Here is a 20,505-nt window from a genome sequence, read left to right as displayed (position 1 = left end):
CCACATCCCTACTTGCTAAAGCCCGCTACCAGGCCGCCGAGCAACTGACGACGCCCAAAGATATAGAGGAGGATGATCGGGGTAGCCGACAGGAAGACCGCAGCCAGAATGGCCGGCACGTTGGTCGTATATTGTCCCTGGAAGCTCCACAACGCCAGAGGCAGCACGCGTACACTCGCGCTTTGTGTGAGCACCAAGGGAAAGAGGAAGCCATTCCAGACCTGGATGGTCTCATATATGACCACCGTAATGATGGCGGGACGTGACAGGGGCATCACCAGGCTACGCAGGATGCGGAAATGGCTAGCCCCATCCAGCAGCATCGATTCATGCAATTCCTTGGGGATATCGCGGATGTATGTCACGAGTACCAGGACCGAGAGCGGAATGCCAAAGGCCACGCTCGGCAGAATCAATGCGAACAGGGTGTCATACAGATGCAGATTGGTGATCATGGCATAGATCGGGATAATGGTCGCTTGTAGTGGGATCGCTAACCCAACCAGGAATAGGCTGAACACTCCCTGCGTAAAGCCATTGCGAATGCGCGAGATCGAATAGGACGCAAAGAGTGAGACTACCACAATTAATAGCACACTGATCACGGTCACAAAGGCCGTATTCGCAAAATAGAGACCAAAATCGTTCGCCAGGATATCTCCATAATTGCTCAGTGTTGGATGGGTCGGTGGCAACCATGGCACATCCGTAAAGAAATCCGCCAGCGGTCGCAGGCTGGTCATAAACATATAGAGGACCGGGTAGAACGCGACAATAAGCCAGATGATCCCGAACACGATCGGGACAATTTCCCACAGCTGGCCCACGGAGCGCGAACGCCTCTGCTGTGGCTGCCGCTCGGTGGCAGCTTTTTCAGGAAGTATACCTACACCCATAGAAGTACCTTACTTTCCAGTGTAACACTGTGCCGGTTTACAATCCTTCCAACTGGCTCGACATTTTGGTAAAACCGGTAAAGCGCAGCAGAATAAACGAAAGGACGATGCCGAAGAGCGCCAGCAGTACCGCCAGCACGCTGCCATAGCCGACCGACTCATTGGGGAAGGCCGTAATATACATCTGCAGCGGCAGCACGCGAGTCGCATAGCCGGGTCCGCCTCCGGTTGTCACCCAGAAAAGATCAAAGTAGGTGAGGGAACCGGTGAAGATCAGCGTGGTAGAAGTGATCACCGTATACTTCAACTGGGGCAGCGTAATGGCGAAAAAGTTCTGTAAGCGGCCGGCACCATCGATATTGGCCGCCTCGTACAATTCCTTTGGAATCTGACGCGCGCCACCCAGGTAGAGCAGGGCATGGAAAGGAATAAACTGCCAGCAAATGATCGCCATTACGACGAAAAACGCCAGGCTGGGATCACCCAACCAGCCTTTCGCCATCCACGGCAGACCGATCGTCTTCAAGAGCGTATCCAGCAGGCCAAAGTTCGGGTCCAGAATCGAGACCCAAGTCAGGCCAATCGCCACCGCCGAGAAGAGGAGTGGGAGAAAGTAGACCACGCTAAGGACTGCGCGATACTTTTGTTGACCCGCCATAAAAACGCCCAGCAGCAGGCTCAAAGGTGTCTGGACGATCCAGCTTACAATCATCACCTCGATGGTTAGGACCAACGCATGGCCCGTAACCGAGTCTGACAGGAGCGCGATCCAGTTCTTCAATCCAACCCAGGTAGCTGGTGACAGGCCATTCCAGTTGGTGAAGCTTAAATAGACCGCGATAAACATTGGGATAATGGCGAAGAGAAGATAGAACGCCAGCGCCGGTAGGGTCCACAGAACCGAGATCCACGTGGAGCGCCGGGAGATCCTGGATTTATTCGCTGATGTCTGTGCAACCTTGATTGATGCGCTCATATGCGCCCTCCTATCTACTAACGCGTACATTTCTATCCCTTCATCAAAGGGATAGAAATGTACGCAGAGTGTGATAGCAACCATGAAGAGCTTGCAAGCTCAGTGGTTACCGGCCTATGAAGCGCTCAAGGTTTTATTCATGTTGTCCGAGAACTGCTGGGGTGTAATCTGTTTCAAAAAGAGCTGATCGAGGTTGGTCAGCAAGGTCTGTGCCGGCTGTGGCAGCAAGGCCTGGTCCCAGGACAGCTGAAAGTGTGGTGAATTCTGCACCATCTTATAGTTGTACTGCAGCCAATCGCCATTGGGGGCGCTGGCCAGTTGTGACTCGATGCCCTGAACCGGAGGCACATCACCGACGGCGATAAACTGCTTGACCTCTTCATCGCCCAGGACCGCGTCCTTCAGATAGGTGACACAGCTCGCCGTTGATTTCGCGGTCTTCGAGATAGAATAGAAGTTGCAGGGATTACCATAGACGTTGGCGACATTGCCCTTACCGCCCTCAACGGCCGGGAAGGGGAACCAGCCGAGCTTACCACTCTTGATGAAATCGGGGCTATTTGTCTGCACCACCGGGAAGTTCCAGCTGCCCTGCAGCATCATAGCAGCTTTACCGGTGTAGAGCAGCGCTGTATCCTGATTGGTATCAGCAATAGTGGAAGCGAAGGACGAACCGAACGCCCCCATTGATACCAACTGCTGGATAGAGGTACTGGCTTTGATGAATGCATCCTGCGACCAGGCGTTGGCTTTCCCCGCCAGCACCGAATTGAACGCATCCGGACCACCGATGCGATCGGCAAGATATTCCGCGTACATCAGATAGGGCCACTTGCTGCCCCCGGCCAGCGCGAGTGGAATAACGTTGGCGTTCTTCAATGTATTGATGGCGCTCAATAGTTCATTCCAGCTCTGAGGGGCTTTCAAATTATGCTGTTTAAAGATGTCCTTATTATAGAAAAACAGGACCGGCTGTACGCCGCTGGTAGGGACGCCATAGAGCTTCCCATTGAAGGTTGCGCCAGAGAGAACGGAAGGAATGATGCGATTCTTCCAGGCAGGATCTGAATTGAAGTCATTGGTCAGGTCATACACATCATTGGCATCGATATAGCTTTTCAGGATACCACCGCCCCAGCCGAAGAAAATATCGGGTGGATTGTGCGCGCCCATGGCGACCTGGAGTTTCTGCTTATAGGGATCGTTCTGGAAGAAATTGAGGGTTGCGTGAATGTTGGAATGTTTGCTATTAAAATCGTTCGTAATCGTCTGAACGACTTTTTGCTCGCTACCGGTACGGATATCCCAGATAGAGACGCTATTCGAGCCGCCGTTGCCGCCGCTCGATGTAGTTGTGGATTGGCTGCTTCCAACACCGAAGCATCCTGCCAGCGATGTGGCCAGCGCAGCTCCACCTGTAACCTCTAGAAAAGTGCGACGTGATATCTTTGTTTGCATTGCTCTGCTTCTCCGGCATCTATGCCTACCAGGTACATATATCAACCCTGGCATATCATCAAATAATACCAAATAAAAAAAGATCGATGGTTGTCAAGCACTATTCCAATGAAAAAGCAAGAAGCGCTTTTTCTTGAAACTGAGGAAACGTTACGGTCTCTCCTTTCTATTTGCATCATTCAGGGATTGGCATGAATTGCGCACAATCAGGTTTGTCGTCAGTTCGACGCGCACGCTATCCAGTGGCTCTTCATTGATCAAGTGCAACAGCATTGTCGTCGCGACGCGTCCCATCTCTCGCAATGGCTGGCGTATGGTGGTCAGGTCGGGAGTAACAATGGATGCTGTGGGCACATCATCAAAGCCAATCACGCTCATATCATCGGGAATACTCAGGCCACGGTCACGCAGTGCCCGGTAGACGCCATTTGCCTGTTCATCGCTACCAGCAAAAATAGCGGTAGGGGGGTCTGACAGGTCCAACAACACGTTCGTCTGCGTATAACCGCTGTCGGGAGAGAAATCTCCCAGACAGATATAATCCGGCCGCACCGGGAGTCCGGCGGTTTCCAGGGCCGAACGATAGCCCGCGACGCGATCCTGACTACATGGGAGTGTAGTCGGACCGGTAATGACCGCTATTTGTCGATGCCCGAGTGAAATAAGATACTCTGTAGCTGTACGCCCACCAAGCCAGTTGGTAGCCCCGACCGACGGTGTATCGGGTCCTAGTTCCCCAGCATGGTCGACGACGACAAAGGGAATGTTGTGACGATGCAATGGATCGAAGCGCCTGGGTTCACCATGCGCAAGCACCAGAATAGCTCCATCGGATGGGCTATTTTGAATTTTGCTCATCCAGTGCTGCTCAAGTTCTAAAGAATGATGTGTGGACGAGATAGCCAGACGACGGTCTGTGCGAGCGAGCACCTCCTCTACGCCGCGCGCGATCTCGAAAGAATACATGCTATCAAATCCGGGAAACAGCATGTCCACAATACCGCTGTGCTCTTTCCGTGAAAGCTTCTTTGCGTGACGCTGAAGAAGTCCATGTTCCTCCAGCAGCTGCTCCACACGCTTACGAGTTTCAGGTGCTACATCTGGTCGTTGATGTAAGACACGAGAAACGGTGGGGATAGAAACGCCTGCTTTCGCAGCAATTTCTGTCATAGTGCTACGCTTAGAGAAAGATTGCTTCATTATCGGAAAACACCTGCTACTTTTATCGGAATAGTAATAAGTATTCCCGTAAAAATCGTGTTTGTCAAGAGGTTGAGTAACCAAAAGATATCTCACACTCATTGTATTATTTTTCATATGAGCGTTATGTAACCACAATTATGAGGAAATAAACGAACGGAGTATAGTGAGCGGTCTTTTCAAATTTTCCGATAAATTTTATCGGAAAATTTGAAAAGACCGCTCACTGAGGATGGGACCGAGGGGCAAACTGCTCTTTATTTACTTGCGGGCGGTGAGCGAAAACATCTGAGGCATGTTGGGTTGATCGGGAGGTAGAGACCAACGCCCCTCAGATGTGATCATGTTCGCAAAGGGGGGAGAATCATTGATGTAGAGATATTCACGCAAGCTCGTCAAGGTTAGAGCACTATCCAGCACGGCCGTAACGATGTCCCCCAAACCCCAGCTAAATTCATGGCTAGGATGAGAATTGACGAAATCTTGTATGCTTGTTTCATACTCTCCACCAGCGAGTCCCTGGCCGCTGACGGCGACATAATCACCTACACCTTCCTCAGAACTCATCACCTCCCCCCGTGTGGTATAGGGAGAGGTTCGATTTCCGTTCCAGTCATAATAAGAAAAACAAGCTTATTACAGTAGATAATAGTTCTTGATGCCTTATTTATCCCGGAATCTATATGCTATAATGCATCGTGTGGCGATATAGATGATGACTTTTAGAAAGTGTTGAAACACATCATAAGGTAGAGGGGAAGTTTATTATGAGCTCTAAGTCGCTGGCTGTAAATCTGAAGCGGGTGTATGAAGAGAAGGGGCCAGATGATGGGACGCGTGTGCTGGTTGAGCGGCTCTGGCCGCGTGGCATCTCCAAGGAAAAGGCGCAGATCGATTTGTGGTTGAAAGAGGTGGCTCCCAGCAACGACCTGCGCCGCTGGTTCGGGCATGATCCCGAACGGTTTACCGAATTCTGCCATCGTTACGAGAAGGAATTAGACGCTGATGAAGCGAAGGCAGGACTGGAAAAGCTATCTGAGCTGGCACAGAAGGGTCCGGTGACGCTCGTCTTCGCGACCCACGACGTCGAGCATTCAAGCGCCATGGTTTTACGCGACATGCTTGCGCATCGGAAGCACAGCTAACATATCCTCAAACTCTCCTCTGGCAGATAAAAGTCTTCTACCAGTCTTATATATCACTTTGCAAGACATTGTTTCGCCAATATTTATACAATTTTTATACACTTTAGGATAGACAAAGCATATTTTATATGCTACGCTGAGAAAGATTTCTACTTCCCGTATCGCATATGCGTAGTTTACCCTGTAGCTGACGAGCAGAACAGGCTCAGAATAGAAGCAAAAGCGCCCCCACAATAATCAGCGTATTCACCGATGATGCGATGAAATAAGCTGAAGATGAGCCGAGAATAAGGAATGGATGCTTGACAGTGGAAACACAAATCCTGATGTCAGAGACCATCTTTCCCACAATCGCCTTAGCACCAGTGATCCTAGAGCCGGAAACGGGCCAGGCTATGGTTGTGAAGAAAGAGCAATTGAATCTACACACGGCGCTGGCGCAGCTGGTGAATACGATAACCCTGCCCTTACGTCTACCTGAGATGCTGCAGCTATTGGCAGAGCTGATCACACAGGCGCTGGATATCGATCTCTGCCTGATCATGTTGCGTAGCCAATCCAAAGACACCTTCCATCCTTGCTCCAGCCATCCTGATGTACGAGGGAGTAGCCTGCGGATTCAGAGTTTGCGCATTGATACAGCATTGTGGGAACATTTACGTACATTTAGCCTGCAGGGCAAAATACCTGAGATTACCGAGGAAGAAGCGACCCTTCTTAATCCTCTACCGAAAAGCAGCGATCATCATTTTATCTGTATTCCTTTGTGCGCGGGCAATGAGCAGCTGGGATTGTTGTACTGCTTCGCTCAGCGACCGATTCATTGCGATAGTGATGAGCAGTTGATGTTAAATACCATTGCCCAGCAAACGGCGTTGACAATCAAGCATCGTCGCTATATGGAAGAAGATATGATCGCGCAGCAAAGCGTGGTTAAAGCTTTGCTTGAAGACTTATTGTCTGCAAAACCGGTGAGTGAAGCGGCGTTGCAGAGAAGGGCATATCTACTGGGGTTTGACGTTACGAAACCACACGTGTTGTTGCTGATTGAACTATCGGAAGCCACTGAACCACTGGAAGACAAGAGGGGAGCGGGGCAGGAACGACTGGCACGCTACAATACGGCCCTGACCCACATCAAGCAGAGCCTGCAGGCGTCCTATCCAAGCATCTTGATCGATGAACGAGAGGCGGGCCTATGCTGTCTCTTACCTTTTGAGACCGTACCGGAGGCGGCGCAACTGAATGGGCAGCTTGAGCCGTTGATGCAGATGATCTGGCAAGAGTGCGCCATCTATATGTCTGTTGGCATTGGAACGTGTTGTCAGGTGATCAGCGACTATCCCAGAAGCTATGCCGAGGCCTGTGAGGCTGTTCAGATCGGTGCCTGTTTCAAGGCAGAGCTACGCTGCACCCACTTTTCCGAGCTAGGCGCATACCGATATCTCTATCCATTTGTGCAGGCACACAGCATCAGCGACCAGTATCAGGACGCGGTTATGGTGGTGCTCAAGTACGACCAGCGCAAAAAGACCAATCTGCTGGATACCCTTGAGGCGTATCTGGAATGTGGTGGCAACATCGCCAGGACCGCCTGTCTACTCGATGTGCATCGCAACACATTATTGCAGCGCCTCTGTCGCATACAGAAATTGTGCCCGCTTGATCTAGAGCATATGCCTGACCGCCTTCCCTGGCTCCTGGCGCTCAAAATCTATCGTCTGCGGGCGCACCAATGGCGCGGCGAGGAGAGCGTCGACGGCTGATTAGAGTTCAGGATGCTTATGTCTGGGCATCTGCATCAATATATATCCCGTTTCCAGGATTGACGAAATCTCGATTCCAAAGGAGCGTGTCTTCAGACGTGTGCGCGAAAGCACATTGCGCACCGGCCGCATCTCCTGGTCCCATACACCAGCTTCTTGAGCTTCCATCAGACGTTTGCGGCTGCGTGCGATGGCTGCCTCGGTCACGCGACCGCTATTGAAGCTCGCCAGGAGCAGTTCATAGGGACAATAGTAGGGATAGGCTTCGAGTAAGGGAAGCAGAACACAGCTCTCGCTGGTCGTAAATTGCTGTTCCATCAACATATACGGACGCTCATCTTTACAGGCCAGATGAGAAAGGGTTCCCAGGGATGTGTTGAGGGCAAGGGTATGGCCGGCTGGTAGTAAGCCTTGCAATGAAAAATGCAAGATCTCTTCACTGTTTTCCTGCAAGTAACTGACGGGTGTCTTCACCTTACGCAGGGAAACTCTTTGCATAGTGGCGCTCCTTGTCTGGCTAACGCAATAAAATAGGTTGAGAGAGGGCTCAAATACGCGCTTCTAGGTCAGGCTACTATGACGCATGACACTGACTCACAGGCTCTTTCGCCACAGCTTTTTGTGTTATTCCTCCACTGTTTTTGTGATGGCACCCTGACGTTTTTGGATGTCCATCCGACGCGATGAGTGTGCCCATAAAAGGAGCCCTGAAGCCCCATTTTTGAAATAGATTGTGTTGGAAAAATCACAAGAACTGCTTGAAATATGCTTGTAACATAATGAACGTAACCCGATAAGGATTTTCTCCCAAAAAATGCTGGCACCTAGAAAGCCATAAAATACTGTATATAATAAACATACACGGAATGTATATAAAAAGCAATAGTTTGAGGGGGCCGAAGGCCTTTGCGAGAGCGCTGCGCGCGCTCTAGATTTATGAAGTGCTGCGCCGTGTACGCATCCGCGCACACGGCGCAGCACTTCATAAAATAATAGGGATGCGGATAGTAGGCAACACTGTTGCAGTTTTTTGTGCGTTGCAATTCTAGTATGAGCGGTGTATACTGACAGGGTGTATAACCCCTCCCCAGGGGGTAATGTGAGAAAGTGAGAAAAGTATGCAGGCTGACAAGTCAGATGTGCTGAAGAGGCTCAACTATATCGATGGTCATTTGAATGGTATCCGGAAGATGATTGAAGAGGATAAATATTGTGTTGATGTATTGCGGCAGACCTACGCAGTTCGTAAGGCGATTGAAAAGCTTGAGGCCTTGATTCTTGAGAAGCATCTGCAGCATTGTGTGCCCGAGGGCATTAAGAGTGGTAGTGAGCAAGGCATCATTGACGAGTTGATTCAGCTATACAACCTGGCTGGCAATCGCTAAGGGTCCGCTTCTGTGACATGGCAAATTGAAGCGGTGTAGCTACTTGGTTGTTTCTACACGTTGCCAGATATCCTGATAGGGCCGGCGTTTAAGATGGAGTTCAGCCCGGACACAGAGCCAGAGGTGTATGCGAGCGAGAAAAAGGCACCAGGTCCACCAGCGCTCTCTGCTGGTTTGTGGATAGGTAAGTGACGAACGAAAGCCGGCCAGAGCCTCGCGCTTCAATGAACGCATATACTCAGGTGGTCGTACATACTTTTTATGATCAGTACGCAGTGGCTGGGGTGTCTGTGCGGCACCTGCACTGCTGCGTACTTTCTGCAACAGCCAGTCCTTGTAGGTAGTAGGATAGCGTACTGCTACCCGAGCTTCGGGCGCGTAGGCGATTCCATAACCTTGCTGCCAGATTAGCTGAGAAATAAAGGCATCATCAGCCAGCGTTTCTGGTGGGAGGGGAGAGAGCAGTTCGCTGCGGGCCGCGTATAGATAGCCTGAGCAATCCAGGTACTGCTGCTGCCGCGCGCGGTGGCTGCGCATATCATGCGCACCAGCATCTGTGAGCAGATGAGACCAGTAGCCAAGCATCGAAGTGCGAGGGCTGGCGGAGACAGGACGGCCCGTTACCGCGCCACAGCATGGATCAGTAAATGGTGCCAGCAGTGCTGAAATCGCTCCTTCCTGTATCACAACATCGCCATCGGTAAACACACAGATGCGCCCCCGAACCTGGGAAAATGCCAGATTAAGGGCCGCCGGCTTGCCGTGGCCCTGATCGACCAGGCGTTTAACCTGTGGATAGCAATCAGTAAATATCTGTACGACCCGGGCCGTCTCCTCATCCGGGCACACCACCAGAATCTCATAGGCCTCGGGCCAGTCCTGTTCTAGCAATGCCTTGATGGCCGCCCCAACTGTTCTTGGTTCTTTATAAGCAGTAAGAATGCTACTGATCATACACTCTCCACATCAGGCAGCAAACCTGGACAGCGCTTGCATGCAAGATGGTTGAACGGTTTGAGAATATCAAATACGCGCTTTACTCTACTTGAGTCTGTGACCTCGGTCAAGTAGATAGGACCTCCTGCCTTAGTTACGGCTAATTTGCATAGAAGCTGTGAGTAAAGTACAAATCTCACATCCATATTGTTAAGTATTTCACAGTTTTGAGTGAAGAACTTCGCTATAGTAGCGAGAAGAGGATCGATGGGTAACTAATTTTTTGCCTGTATGTTCTTTTACTGTATTTTTTACCAGGGGGGAGTAAAAACAGTGAATATTGGAGTTCTGGATGACAATCCAGCTATTCTGGCTTTTTTATCTACAACCCTAAAAATGGATGGGCACACTGTCACAGCCCACAACAGCGGAGCTTCCATGTTGGAAGCGATTTTTCCTACTGATTCCTCGTCATCCCAGCAGGGAGTTCCATACGACCTGATTATACTGGATTTGTTGTTGCCGGGCACAATGACTGGTGTCGATGTCTTTTTTGCCATTCGTAAGGAATTTGAGTTCTGGCAGTTACCAGTCATTGTTGTGACGGCGGTGAGCGGACCAACTCTAGAACAATTTCGGCGTATTCTACCAGATGACGTCCCATTGTTACGCAAACCTTTTGCGCCACGCACGTTGCGTCAGTTGATCAATCAACTCACCGAAAAGTAGCCTCAACGGCTGCTTAAAAAAAAAAGATGCTATGTTATGTCAATGTACTGGTTGGTGATTGGCTTAAGCGTTGCTCTTCTAAATCCAATTCGCGCTCAATGGTACGCAGTACCTCGTCATCAATACTATTATTATCTCGTAGCTTGATGATTGCCGCGCGCTCAGCGTCAAGCACTTCGTGTCGTAGACGCGCATTCGTGTTGAGATGGTCATGCAGGGCATCTGCTTGTTCACCTAGCTTAAACATATCGAACTGCTCAAGTTTGCGCCCATAGTAATCGTACAATGTGGAAAGGAAGTCTTCTGATACCCACTCGGCATCCCTAAGGTCATCCAGGCGTTTGATAGCTGCCTTCGTCGCGGCTTTGTGTGCCTGGAGCCGTTCATTGTCAACGCTATCGTCCCCTTTTAAGCCAAGCAAGCGGATCAAAGGTGTCAATGTCATGCCCTGGCCCACCAGCGTGACCAGGATGACGCCAAATGACAGAAAAATCAGCAGGTTGCGCTGGGGAAAAAGGGAGCCGTTTTGTAATGTGAACGGAAGGGCCAGGGCCGCCGCCAGAGAGACCGCTCCGCGTAAGCCGGTCCAACCAATAAGTGCAGTTGAGCGCCACCTGGATCTTACCTCGCCAATATTGACCCGTGGATTGAGTACGGGTGGGAGGTAAGAAGAGGCAAAGACCAGCAGTAAGCGGATGACTATAGCTGTGCCACTAACCAGCAGGACGCTTCCCAGCAAGGAGGGAAGCTGCCGCAGGCTCAAGTTTTCCAGGATGTCACGCAGCGCCAGCCCGATCAAGAGAAAGACAAAGCCATTCAACTGAAACGCCAGCGTATTCCAGACAGCTATGGCTGGTAGTCGCGTACCCGAGGTAAAAAAGCGAGAGGAATGCCGGCTCAGATAGAGCCCAGCCGCTAGCGTAGCCAGGACACCCGATCCATGGAGCTCCTCCGCTAGCAGATAGGCGGCGAACGGTGTGAGCAGCGTAATGCTAATTTCAATAGTTGGCTCATCCAGCAGATGATGGAGCCTGGTAAGTAGCCAGGCAAGCGCCAGACCGAGGAGCACACTACCGACGCCAACCAGGGCAAATTCTAGACCAGCCTGCCATAGCGAGAAACTGGCTGTAACAACGCCCGCTACCGCGAATTTGTAGATGACCAATCCAGTTGCATCATTGACCATGCTTTCACCCTCCAGAATGGTCACGATTCTGCGAGGTAGTCCTAGGCTCTGAGCTGTAGCGCTGGCTGCGACAGCATCTGTGGGTGAAATAATGGCTCCCAGTACGAATGCGACCGACCATGGCAGGCCAATCAGAAAATGGGATGCTACTGCGACCAGAACCGTAGTGGCAAGCACCAGGCCGATGGCAAGTAGCAGGATCGGGCGCAGATTGGAGTGAAATTCACGCCAGGAGGTTTGCCAGGCTGAAGAATAAATCAGCGGTGGCAGAAAAACGAAAAGAATCAGGTCAGGATTGATATGAATAGCCGGTAGGCCGGGGATAAAGGCTATGATCAGGCCACCAAGTACCAGCATTATGGGATATGGAATGCGCAGCCGCATCGCGATCATTGCCAGAATAACAATGGCTGTAAAGAGGAAAAAGATTAGTGTAACCGTTTCTGCCATGCTGTTAGAAGTCCTCCTGGTCCTGTTATGGGTTACATAACAGGTGATCGTGCATTATACCCCCATCAAGTAATTATGGGGTTGTCATTATACAAATGCCGACCAGACTTCCCGGCACACCATATTATTTTATTAGTTACTTACAAAATATCACTACTGCTTTAGTCTAGCATATCTATCACGTTAAATCCAGGCCAAAAGTAGAGAAACGAGGCCAGACAACGTTCTCCAGATTGACTTATATCTGTCGAACTAAACATATGTTTCCCTGATGCCTTTTTATCGAGGCATCAGGGAAACATATGTTAGCGGGCCGAATTATGGCTAAAGGTAGCGTTTAAACCAGTCGAGGGTGCGCTGCATATAGTCTAACATGTGTTTGCGTTCGGTCAGACCATGACCTTCGCGTGGGTAGGTAACCAGTTCGGTTGGCACCTTTTGTTCCTGAAGGGCACGATAGAAAGCATAGGCCTGGTTGACGGGGACGCAGGCATCTTTATCGCCATGAACAATCAGCGTCGGAGTTTGTACGCGGCTGGCATAGGTGATCGGCGAATGTTCTCGATACGTGGCGGCGTCACTCAGGGGATTGGCGGGCTGGCCGACCTGACCCAGGAAGCGCATATCCCAATCCTGGATATTGGTCTGGGCATGGAAGCTATGGAAATCGCTGATGCCGGCGCCCATAACTGCTGCCTTAAACAACGGTGTCTGTGTAACCGCCCATGCCGTCATAAAACCACCGTAGCTCCAGCCCATAATGCCAATACGCTGGCTATCGACCAGGTTCCGGTTGACCAGGTACTCAACTCCAGCCAGCACATCCTGTAGATCTTTTCCACCCATATCACCAATGACCGCGTCTGCGAATGCGACGCCCCTACCCATGCTGCCCCGAATGTTGGGCCGCAGCACCGCAAAGCCAGCGGCCGCTAATGCCTGGGAGCGATATGAGTCCCAATCATCCTGCCAGACGCCCGAGGGTCCACCATGGACGTTAACCACAAGCGGTGGCAGATCAGTATCGCTACTGGTCTTTTTAGGCCAGGTTACCAATGCCTCAATTGACCAGCCATCGACGCTTTCATAATGGATCTTTTCTGTTGTGGCCAGGGCCAGCGTTTCTTCTGCGAGCGGATTTAACCGTGAACGACGCTGCCAGGTGATCTTTGGCGCGGACTGATCATCGATTGGTAAATCGCCTAGCCAGACATCATATGGATAATTTTCTGAATGGGTGGCTACCACCTTATGCAGGTCTGGAGTAGCAGAAAGATGCGGCCAGCCGCGTTCGCCCAGCAAAAAATTATCGGAAACGGTGGTCAATGTACCGCTGGTCTCTTCCAGGAGTGCAGCCCGACCCGTCATCCCATCCCAACCAGCACAGAGGATGCGCTGACCGTCTGGATGCCACTGCAACCATGTAGGGCTCCAATCGATACCAGGGGTGAGATTACGGACCTGATTATCTTTCAAGGAATGGACAAAGATCTCGCCGCCACCGCGATCTGGATCGCTCCACTCTCCCGAGACATAAGCCAGGCGCGTTCCATCAGGGGACCATGTAAGCGCGAAGGCCTGGCGTGTCAATTGACTTATCTGGTGAACCGCGCCGCCATAAGCGGATACCAGACCAAGTTGCCCGCGATACCAATCGGTTTCATAGGGCCCCATAGCATAATACAGGGCAAAATGCTGGCTATTGGGTGACCATGCGTAGTGCCAGACTGATAGCCCGTTGGGTGTGACCGGCTCTGCGACATCATAATCCGGCCGCACCGTCCACAGGCGCGTATGGCGCCCCTGATCCATTTGCAGGACCAGTGGATCCTGCGGTTGGGGATCTCCTTCTAGCGAGCAAAATGCGATATGTTTTCCATCGGGGGACCAGGAGACATTGCTAATCCCATTGGGCAGGAAACAGACCTGGCGTTCCTCGTCGGTCTGTACATTTTTCAGATAGAGCTGAGCATGGTTGTTGCCTTTCTCGCCCTCAACTTTTGAGGCGAAGGCGATCATGCTGCCATCGGGAGACCAGGCGGGAGCACTATCTTTTCGTTTGCCCCTGGTTAATGGGTGGGGATCCCCATCCTCCGCCTCTACTATCCATAATCGCTGCTGGTATTTCTCCTCCCCCGGTAACCACTCGCCCCGCAGGAAAGCAATCTTCGTACCATCGGGCGAGATCACCGCATTAGAGGCCGCGCGAACGCTAAAAACAGTCTCAGGCGTAATCGTTTGTTTTTGAGCCGCTGCTTTCGAGGCAGGTTGATACTTATTGTGAAAGATACTCATATGTCCTATTTCTCATTTTCTTTATATCCCTCCAAATCTGCATACTTAAGTATAACTTTTTCTTTCTCATTTTTGTATGCAGGCTAAAATATGGAATTCGAGCTGAAGTTTCCTTAAATAAAGAAGACACTTTATAAAAATTTGAACTTTTCATCACAAATTTCACATAACTTCGCTTTATACTAATGACATTGCTGCAGAGGAACTTGATAGTACCAGTAAAGCATGAATGCCAGTGTTGCAGGTTTCATCTGTATGATACTCTGTCTCTGCGGGAGTATGGCATCCGTACAGTATGGATCGCTTCTTCACTGCCCCTTACTGGTACTTGATTTTCTCTTGTTCTGTAAACCTAATTCTCTGCCACCTCTGCAGTATTTCCGTTATCAAGAACTTAGACAAATATGGATATGCCATATTTGATGTCTTGTTCCTGCTTCCTCCAGGGAAGTTTCACGTATTATTTCTAACACGCCAGCGCTTCCCTGTCCACAGGCTTCAATCCCGTGTAACTCACGGTACTCTCTGCTCAAGCCAAGTCTGCCAGATTGTACGATGCGTTCACATCACGATCAATCACCAATCCACACGCATGGCAAACAAACAGGCGTTCACTCAAATCTAATTCTTCTCGAACAGTTTTACAGCTTGAGCAGGTCTTGCTGGAAGGTTCCCAGCGCGAAACATATTTTACCATGCAACCAACCTGCCGGGCCTTGTATTCCACCTGGCGCCGAAACTCATAAAACCCAATATCAGCTATGGATCTGGAAAGATGTTTATTCTTGAGCATGCCCGACACATTGAGATCCTCGAGCACAATCACTGACGGCCTTGTTTGAGGTGACTTGGTTCTCATCACGATCTGCGAGGTCGCCTTGTGGAGAACGTCTTTGCGAATATTGGCAATGTGTGCATGCAGACGAGCCAGCTTGCGTGCTGCTTTTGCTCGGTTCCTGCTTCCTTTCTGTTTCCGGGAATGCTGGCGGCAAGCCCGCCTGAGTTTCTTGAGATTGGATCGTAGCGCCTTGGGATTGGGAATCGTCATCCCATTGGATACGGTTGCCAGTGCCTTAATGCCGAGATCAACTCCAATCGCTGATCCTGTTGCCTCCACTGACTCAGGAATGGACACTTCAACCTGAACACTGACAAACCATCGCCCTGCTTTCTCAGAAACGGTTGCGGATAATGCTCGAGCAGTAGTTGGAAGGTATCCCTGCTCGTGCAACCGTACAGTCCCGATACGTGGAAGTTGAATCCGATCGTCAAAGATATGAATTGCGCCGGTCAAACGAAATGAACCAATGCCCTTCTTCTTGCTTTTGTATTGAGGATAGCCTACCTTGCCTCGATATTTGCCCTGAGCCTTGAGCTTCGCTTTTCCGAAAAAGCTCTTGAATGCTTTTTCGAGATTCCGCAATGCCTCCTGCGGAGCGCACTTACTTACTTCATACATCCACGGGAACTCGGTTTGTTTGAGGGCATTGAGCTCCTTATGCAGACTGATAGCATTAGGAGCTTTCCGACCAGCTTTATGCTCCTCTTCGTAGCGTCGCAATCCCCAATTGTAACTATAGCGAGCCACACCAGCATGTTTGAGGCAAAGCGTCTTCTGAGCATCATTCAAGTCAAGCTCGGTTTTATATCCGCGTATCATCTGCATCCTGGCTTTTCCTCTGTTGTGTGTCCTGGGCATCCAGGTACAATTCCAGCGCGACAATCGCCTCGGCATTCATGGACCGATGATTCTTCTTTGCTGACTCACGCCAGCGTTCTACTAATTCTGGTGGCAGATAGATCGCTTTTTGTTCTTGTTTTGTGGTTCTTGGCATACACGTATTATACATCAATAATACACGTATATCAATGCCTTGTTTGCCCGGAAAAGGATATGTCTGACTAGAAAATGAGTAACTAATTCATCCCCCTTTCATCCATTTTTCCTCTCCGCTGATGTTGCATCGATAGCGATCCTGCTGCTATCATTCAGCTTTGGATAGTTAACGACACACGATTGGAAAGAAAGCGATGACGACCCGGCAAGCAACGGACATAATTATTATTGGAGGTGGAGTAATTGGTTGTTCCATTGCCTATTTTCTACGTAAAGCCGGGCGAGAAGTCATGCTCTTTGAGCGCGGCGAGATTGGGCAGCAGGCCTCTGGTGCGGCGGCGGGGCTGCTCGCACCCCTGGGTCCCATTCCTGGAGAAGGTGCTTTTGCTGATCTACTGCTGGCAGGCTTCCAGCAGTTTCCAACGCTGGTACCGGAACTAGAGAATATAAGCGGGCTGCAACTGGGCTATACACAGACCGGTTCCATACGTGTGGCCCGTAACCCTAAAAGACTGGCCCGTCTCAAGCAACGGTTTAAGACCTGGCAAGCGTTTGATCTGCCTTTTGAATGGTTAGATGGAGACGAAGCCCGACAGCGTGAGCCGTGGCTTGCTCCTGATGTCTGCGGCGCGATCTATGTCCCGGTAGAAGCTCAAATCAATGCCGCCCTGTTGGTACAGGCATATGCGATGGCTGCCAGCAAACTGGGAGCACAACTGCGCACCCAGACACCTGTGGTCAGAATATTGCATGAGGGGAAAAAGGTAGTGGGGATCGAAACCTCGGAGGGTGAAACCATCACATGCAAACACCTGGTACTGACGGCAGGTGCCTGGTCAGGTCTGTTAAGCTCATCAATTGGCATGGACATCCCGGTGCGTCCACTAAAAGGACAGATCATTGCTCTACCAATGTTACAGCCAGGTTTGCGACATATAGTCTTTGGTGAATCCATCTACCTCATCCCTAGAAACAACGAGATTTTGATAGGAGCTACCAAAGAGGAGACAGGCTTTACTGTCGATATAACTTCAGCAGCAACTGATCAATTATATAAAAAAGCCTTGCGCCTTATTCCCTCTTTATCCAGTCTAGGCGTCGAGCGTAGCTGGGCCGGTATCCGTCCAGCAACACCAGATAGCCATCCCATCTTTGGACCACTACCTGGTACGGAAAACCTGGTGCTGGCCTGTGGACATAATGGCGTTGGCATTCTGCTTAGTTCGCTGACCGGCTGGAGTATCACCGAATATATTGTCACAGGTTGGTTACCCTCTCTTCTACAGCCATTCCAGGCAGCTCGTTTCCTCGAAAAGACTGGTCCAATTGTGCCTGGAGAATAAAGCCAGATGTGTTTTTTGTTGCCTTGCTTTTTTGCAAAAAGATGAATTATACCCTTCTGTAATTTTTTATGGTGCACTATGGATGTGCCTGAAAATTTCCTCTACTACCGCGGTTTTGGCATCAGCATAGTTCTGGGCATATTTCCATGTCTGGCCTGCCAGCCTTCGTTTGGTTTGTTCGTATAGCTGGCGGTCATCTGGATGACTGCGTAGCCAGTCTCGGAACAAAAGCATGCGTTCGATCTCGGGACAACCCTGCGAGAAGACATGTAGATTTACACTCGCATCAGGTCTCTTGAACATGCGATGCTCGTACCAGTCAGGCTCTTGGATGCGTAGTATATAGCCGGCCGCCTCCAGCGCCGGAACGTAGGCAGGTTCATCGGTTGTATCCTCCACCCCCAACACGATATCAATGATCGGCTTGGCGACCAGTCCTGGTACCGATGTCGAGCCAGCATGTTCAATGGCCAGTGCCCTCTCACTGAGTGCTGTCCGAATACATTCTGCCTCGTGCTCAAAAAGCCGTGGCCACTCAGCATCGTAATCGACAATCTGGACCTGCCCTGTCAATGGTACCAGTTCACCGACCGTATAGGCCCGGAGTTGTTCCTCCGTTGTCGTTTTGCTAGAGCTAGACGCGTCGCCTTTGTTTGCTTCATCCATATCTGGTAGCTCACCTTTCGTAGAAATACGCACCGAGCCATTATATCCGATTTTTTCAGCTGAGGAAAATACGTCCCCAAAGTGCTTGACAGGTCCTGACAGATATGGCATAATCATCGAGCTGTCAAAAAAGAAACAATCACCCGCCTCAATGAGTGTGGGCGCTCCTGTTCTCGCATCGCAGCTGCGCTACGGTAAAGTAGCCCCTCCGGGATCACCATTCCCCTCTGAAAAACACACCACGCGGGATGACCGCGTCCGTGAGCCTTTCAGGCCGTTTTTTGCGGCGGTTCCGATCGGAACCGGGGCGCGCAACGAGATTTCGGAGCCGCTGAAAAAGTGGTCCTAAAACCGCTTGACAAAGCACAACGAACATGCGATACTACAGCACACGAGACAAGCGAACGAAAAAACATTCATCGCCTGTCCGATCGCAAAATCTCGGTTTTGCGTTTCAGTACCTTGACAACTGAAGAGTGGAAAGCAGAACAGCAACTGGAACAACAACACACATAAGAACCAGTTCCTGTCAATTCGGAGGCTTGATGGCAACATCAAGTATCCATAATAATCTGCGAAACAAGCCAATGTTAATGTAACTTGGCCATGATCGCAACTTACCATGCTTTTTCACATGTCTTGCAGAGATATGTGTTTATACAAAAACATTGGATGGCGAGTTTGATCCTGGCTCAGGATAAACGCTGGCGGCGTGCCTAACACATGCAAGTCGAACGCCCTACACAAGTAGGGAGTGGCGGACGGGTGAGGAACACGTGGGTGATCTACCCTGGGGTGAGGAATACCGGCGAGAAATCGCCGACAATACCGCATATGCTCGCGAGAGCAAAGCCGGAAACGGCGCCCGAGGATGAGCCTGCGCTCGATTAGTTGGTTGGTGGGGTAATGGCCTACCAAGACCGCGATCGATAGCTGGTCTGAGAGGACGATCAGCCACACTGGGATTGAGAACGGCCCAGACTCCTACGGGGGGCAGCAGTGAGGAATTTTCGTCAATGGGGGCAACCCTGAACGAGCAACGCCGCGTGCAGGATGACGGTTTTCGGATCGTAAACTGCTTTTCTCTGGGACGAGAACGGACGGTACCAGAGGAATCAGCCCCGGCTAACTACGTGCCAGCAGCCGCGGTAATACGTAGGGGGCGAGCGTTGTCCGGAGTTACTGGGCGTAAAGCGCACGCAGGCGGTCAGATTAGTCTGTAGTGACAGTCGTCGGCTCAACTGACGAAGTACTATGGAAACTGTCTGACTTGAGGGCTTCAGAGGGACACGGAATTCCGGGTGGAGTGGTGAAATGCGTAGATATCCGGAGGAACACCAAAGGCGAAGGCAGTGTCCTGGGAAGTACCTGACGCTCAGGTGCGAAAGCTAGGGGAGCGAACAGGATTAGATACCCTGGTAGTCCTAGCCGTAAACGATGACCACTAGACGTTGGGGGTATCGACCCCTTCAGTGTCGCAGTTAACACAATAAGTGGTCCGCCTGGGGAGTACGGTCGCAAGATTAAAACTCAAAGGAATTGACGGGGACCCGCACAAGCAGCGGAGCGTGTGGTTTAATTCGATGCAACGCGAAGAACCTTACCAAGGCTTGACATGGACCTGCACCAGCCGTAACGGGCTGTCCCTTCGGGGCGGGTTCACAGGTGCTGCATGGCTGTCGTCAGCTCGTGTCGTGAGATGTTGGGTTAAGTCCCGCAACGAGCGCAACCCCTGTCGTTAGTTGGATCTCTCTAGCGAAACTGCCGTTATAAGACGGAGGAAGGCGGGGATGACGTCAAGTCAGCACGGCCCTTACGCTTTGGGCGACACACACGCTACAATGGTCAGGACAAAGAGTTGCCAACCCGCGAGGGGGAGCTAATCTCGTCAAACCTGGCCTCAGTTCAGATTGGAGGCTGCAACCCGCCTCCATGAAGTTGGAGTTGCTAGTAACCGTAGGTCAGCACACTACGGTGAATACGTTCCCGGGTCTTGTACACACCGCCCGTCACACCACGAAAGTTGGCAACACTTGAAGCCGCTGGGCTAACCCATCTGGGAGGCAAGCGTCGAGGGTGGGGTCAGTGATTGGGGTGAAGTCGTAACAAGGTAGCCGTACCGGAAGGTGCGGCTGGATCACCTCCTTTCTAGGGAGCTTGGATGAAGGTTCTTCACAGAAGAACGTACAGTTTCATCCCACTTCCAGGTCGACCAGGACATTGGTACGATGTGCGTT

At 50.9% G+C, this 20,505-nt stretch carries 17 protein-coding genes and 1 rRNA gene; 6 read left to right on the top strand and 12 right to left on the bottom strand.

The window, feature by feature from the left end; all coding sequences use genetic code 11:
- Positions 1-8 precede the first annotated feature (8 nt).
- From AABA21_RS03415 to AABA21_RS03395, 5 genes are all read right to left on the bottom strand, one after another.
- Positions 9-896, bottom strand: a complete 888-nt coding sequence (locus AABA21_RS03415; RefSeq protein WP_338247570.1) for a carbohydrate ABC transporter permease — start codon at positions 894-896, stop codon at positions 9-11.
- A gap of 37 nt (positions 897-933) precedes the next feature.
- A complete protein-coding gene (locus tag AABA21_RS03410) occupies positions 934-1,872 on the bottom strand; it encodes a carbohydrate ABC transporter permease (RefSeq protein WP_338247569.1) in 939 nt (312 codons plus the stop codon).
- 114 nt (positions 1,873-1,986) lie between these two features.
- Entirely contained in the window at positions 1,987-3,330 is a 1,344-nt protein-coding gene (locus AABA21_RS03405) for a substrate-binding domain-containing protein (protein WP_338247568.1), read from the bottom strand.
- Between the two features lie 150 nt (positions 3,331-3,480).
- Entirely contained in the window at positions 3,481-4,500 is a 1,020-nt protein-coding gene (locus AABA21_RS03400) for a LacI family DNA-binding transcriptional regulator (RefSeq protein ID WP_338247567.1), read from the bottom strand.
- A 291-nt stretch (positions 4,501-4,791) separates the two neighbouring features.
- Positions 4,792-5,097: a hypothetical protein gene (locus AABA21_RS03395; RefSeq protein ID WP_338247566.1), complete on the bottom strand. Its 306-nt coding sequence runs from the start codon at positions 5,095-5,097 to the stop codon at positions 4,792-4,794.
- Positions 5,098-5,297: 200 nt separating this feature from the next.
- Here AABA21_RS03395 and AABA21_RS03390 point away from each other — a divergent pair, with 200 nt between their 5' ends.
- Together AABA21_RS03390 and AABA21_RS03385 are read left to right on the top strand one after the other, a co-directional pair.
- Complete coding sequence (locus AABA21_RS03390) at positions 5,298-5,675, top strand: DUF488 domain-containing protein (protein WP_338247565.1); 378 nt, start codon at positions 5,298-5,300, stop codon at positions 5,673-5,675.
- A 308-nt stretch (positions 5,676-5,983) separates the two neighbouring features.
- Positions 5,984-7,441 (top strand): helix-turn-helix domain-containing protein, encoded by a 1,458-nt coding sequence (locus tag AABA21_RS03385; RefSeq protein ID WP_338247564.1) that lies wholly within the window; start codon positions 5,984-5,986, stop codon positions 7,439-7,441.
- Here AABA21_RS03385 and AABA21_RS03380 read toward each other — a convergent pair whose 3' ends face one another.
- Positions 7,442-7,939 (bottom strand): hypothetical protein, encoded by a 498-nt coding sequence (locus AABA21_RS03380; RefSeq protein WP_338247562.1) that lies wholly within the window; start codon positions 7,937-7,939, stop codon positions 7,442-7,444.
- Positions 7,940-8,559: 620 nt separating this feature from the next.
- On the opposite strand from AABA21_RS03380, the gene AABA21_RS03375 reads away from it, so the two are divergent.
- Positions 8,560-8,826, top strand: a complete 267-nt coding sequence (locus AABA21_RS03375; protein WP_126601935.1) for a metal-sensitive transcriptional regulator — start codon at positions 8,560-8,562, stop codon at positions 8,824-8,826.
- A 39-nt stretch (positions 8,827-8,865) separates the two neighbouring features.
- Here the strand turns inward: AABA21_RS03375 and AABA21_RS03370 are convergent, their stop codons facing one another.
- A complete protein-coding gene (locus AABA21_RS03370) occupies positions 8,866-9,780 on the bottom strand; it encodes a glycosyltransferase (protein ID WP_338247561.1) in 915 nt (304 codons plus the stop codon).
- A 273-nt stretch (positions 9,781-10,053) separates the two neighbouring features.
- Between AABA21_RS03370 and AABA21_RS03365 the strand changes: the two genes are divergently transcribed.
- Positions 10,054-10,491, top strand: coding sequence for a response regulator (locus AABA21_RS03365; RefSeq protein ID WP_338247560.1), 438 nt, complete (start codon positions 10,054-10,056; stop codon positions 10,489-10,491).
- A 34-nt stretch (positions 10,492-10,525) separates the two neighbouring features.
- Here the strand turns inward: AABA21_RS03365 and AABA21_RS03360 are convergent, their stop codons facing one another.
- The 4 genes from AABA21_RS03360 to AABA21_RS03345 form a co-directional block, all read right to left on the bottom strand.
- On the bottom strand, positions 10,526-12,127 hold the full coding sequence (locus AABA21_RS03360; protein ID WP_338247559.1) for a Na+/H+ antiporter: 1,602 nt from the start codon (positions 12,125-12,127) through the stop codon (positions 10,526-10,528).
- 324 nt (positions 12,128-12,451) lie between these two features.
- Positions 12,452-14,422 carry a prolyl oligopeptidase family serine peptidase gene (locus tag AABA21_RS03355; RefSeq protein ID WP_338247558.1) on the bottom strand — a complete coding sequence of 657 codons (1,971 nt, stop codon included), beginning with the start codon at positions 14,420-14,422 and terminating at the stop codon, positions 12,452-12,454.
- Positions 14,423-14,951: 529 nt separating this feature from the next.
- A complete protein-coding gene (locus tag AABA21_RS03350) occupies positions 14,952-16,088 on the bottom strand; it encodes an RNA-guided endonuclease InsQ/TnpB family protein (protein WP_338247556.1) in 1,137 nt (378 codons plus the stop codon).
- A complete protein-coding gene (locus tag AABA21_RS03345) occupies positions 16,066-16,257 on the bottom strand; it encodes a FitA-like ribbon-helix-helix domain-containing protein (RefSeq protein WP_338247555.1) in 192 nt (63 codons plus the stop codon). The genes AABA21_RS03350 and AABA21_RS03345 overlap by 23 nt, the downstream gene beginning before the upstream one ends.
- A 196-nt stretch (positions 16,258-16,453) precedes the next feature.
- Here AABA21_RS03345 and thiO point away from each other — a divergent pair, with 196 nt between their 5' ends.
- Positions 16,454-17,602: a glycine oxidase ThiO gene (gene thiO, locus AABA21_RS03340; RefSeq protein ID WP_338247554.1), complete on the top strand. Its 1,149-nt coding sequence runs from the start codon at positions 16,454-16,456 to the stop codon at positions 17,600-17,602.
- A 66-nt stretch (positions 17,603-17,668) separates the two neighbouring features.
- On the opposite strand, the gene AABA21_RS03335 is transcribed toward thiO, so the two are convergent.
- Entirely contained in the window at positions 17,669-18,268 is a 600-nt protein-coding gene (locus tag AABA21_RS03335; protein WP_338247553.1) for a GrpB family protein, read from the bottom strand.
- Between the two features lie 669 nt (positions 18,269-18,937).
- Here AABA21_RS03335 and AABA21_RS03330 point away from each other — a divergent pair.
- Positions 18,938-20,416, top strand: a 16S ribosomal RNA gene (locus AABA21_RS03330).
- The last annotated feature ends 89 nt before the right edge of the window (positions 20,417-20,505 follow it).

Source organism: Dictyobacter halimunensis, assembly GCF_036245075.1.
The sequence above is the reverse complement of the archived record's forward strand: the minus strand, read 5'-3'. Positions and strand labels throughout refer to the sequence as shown.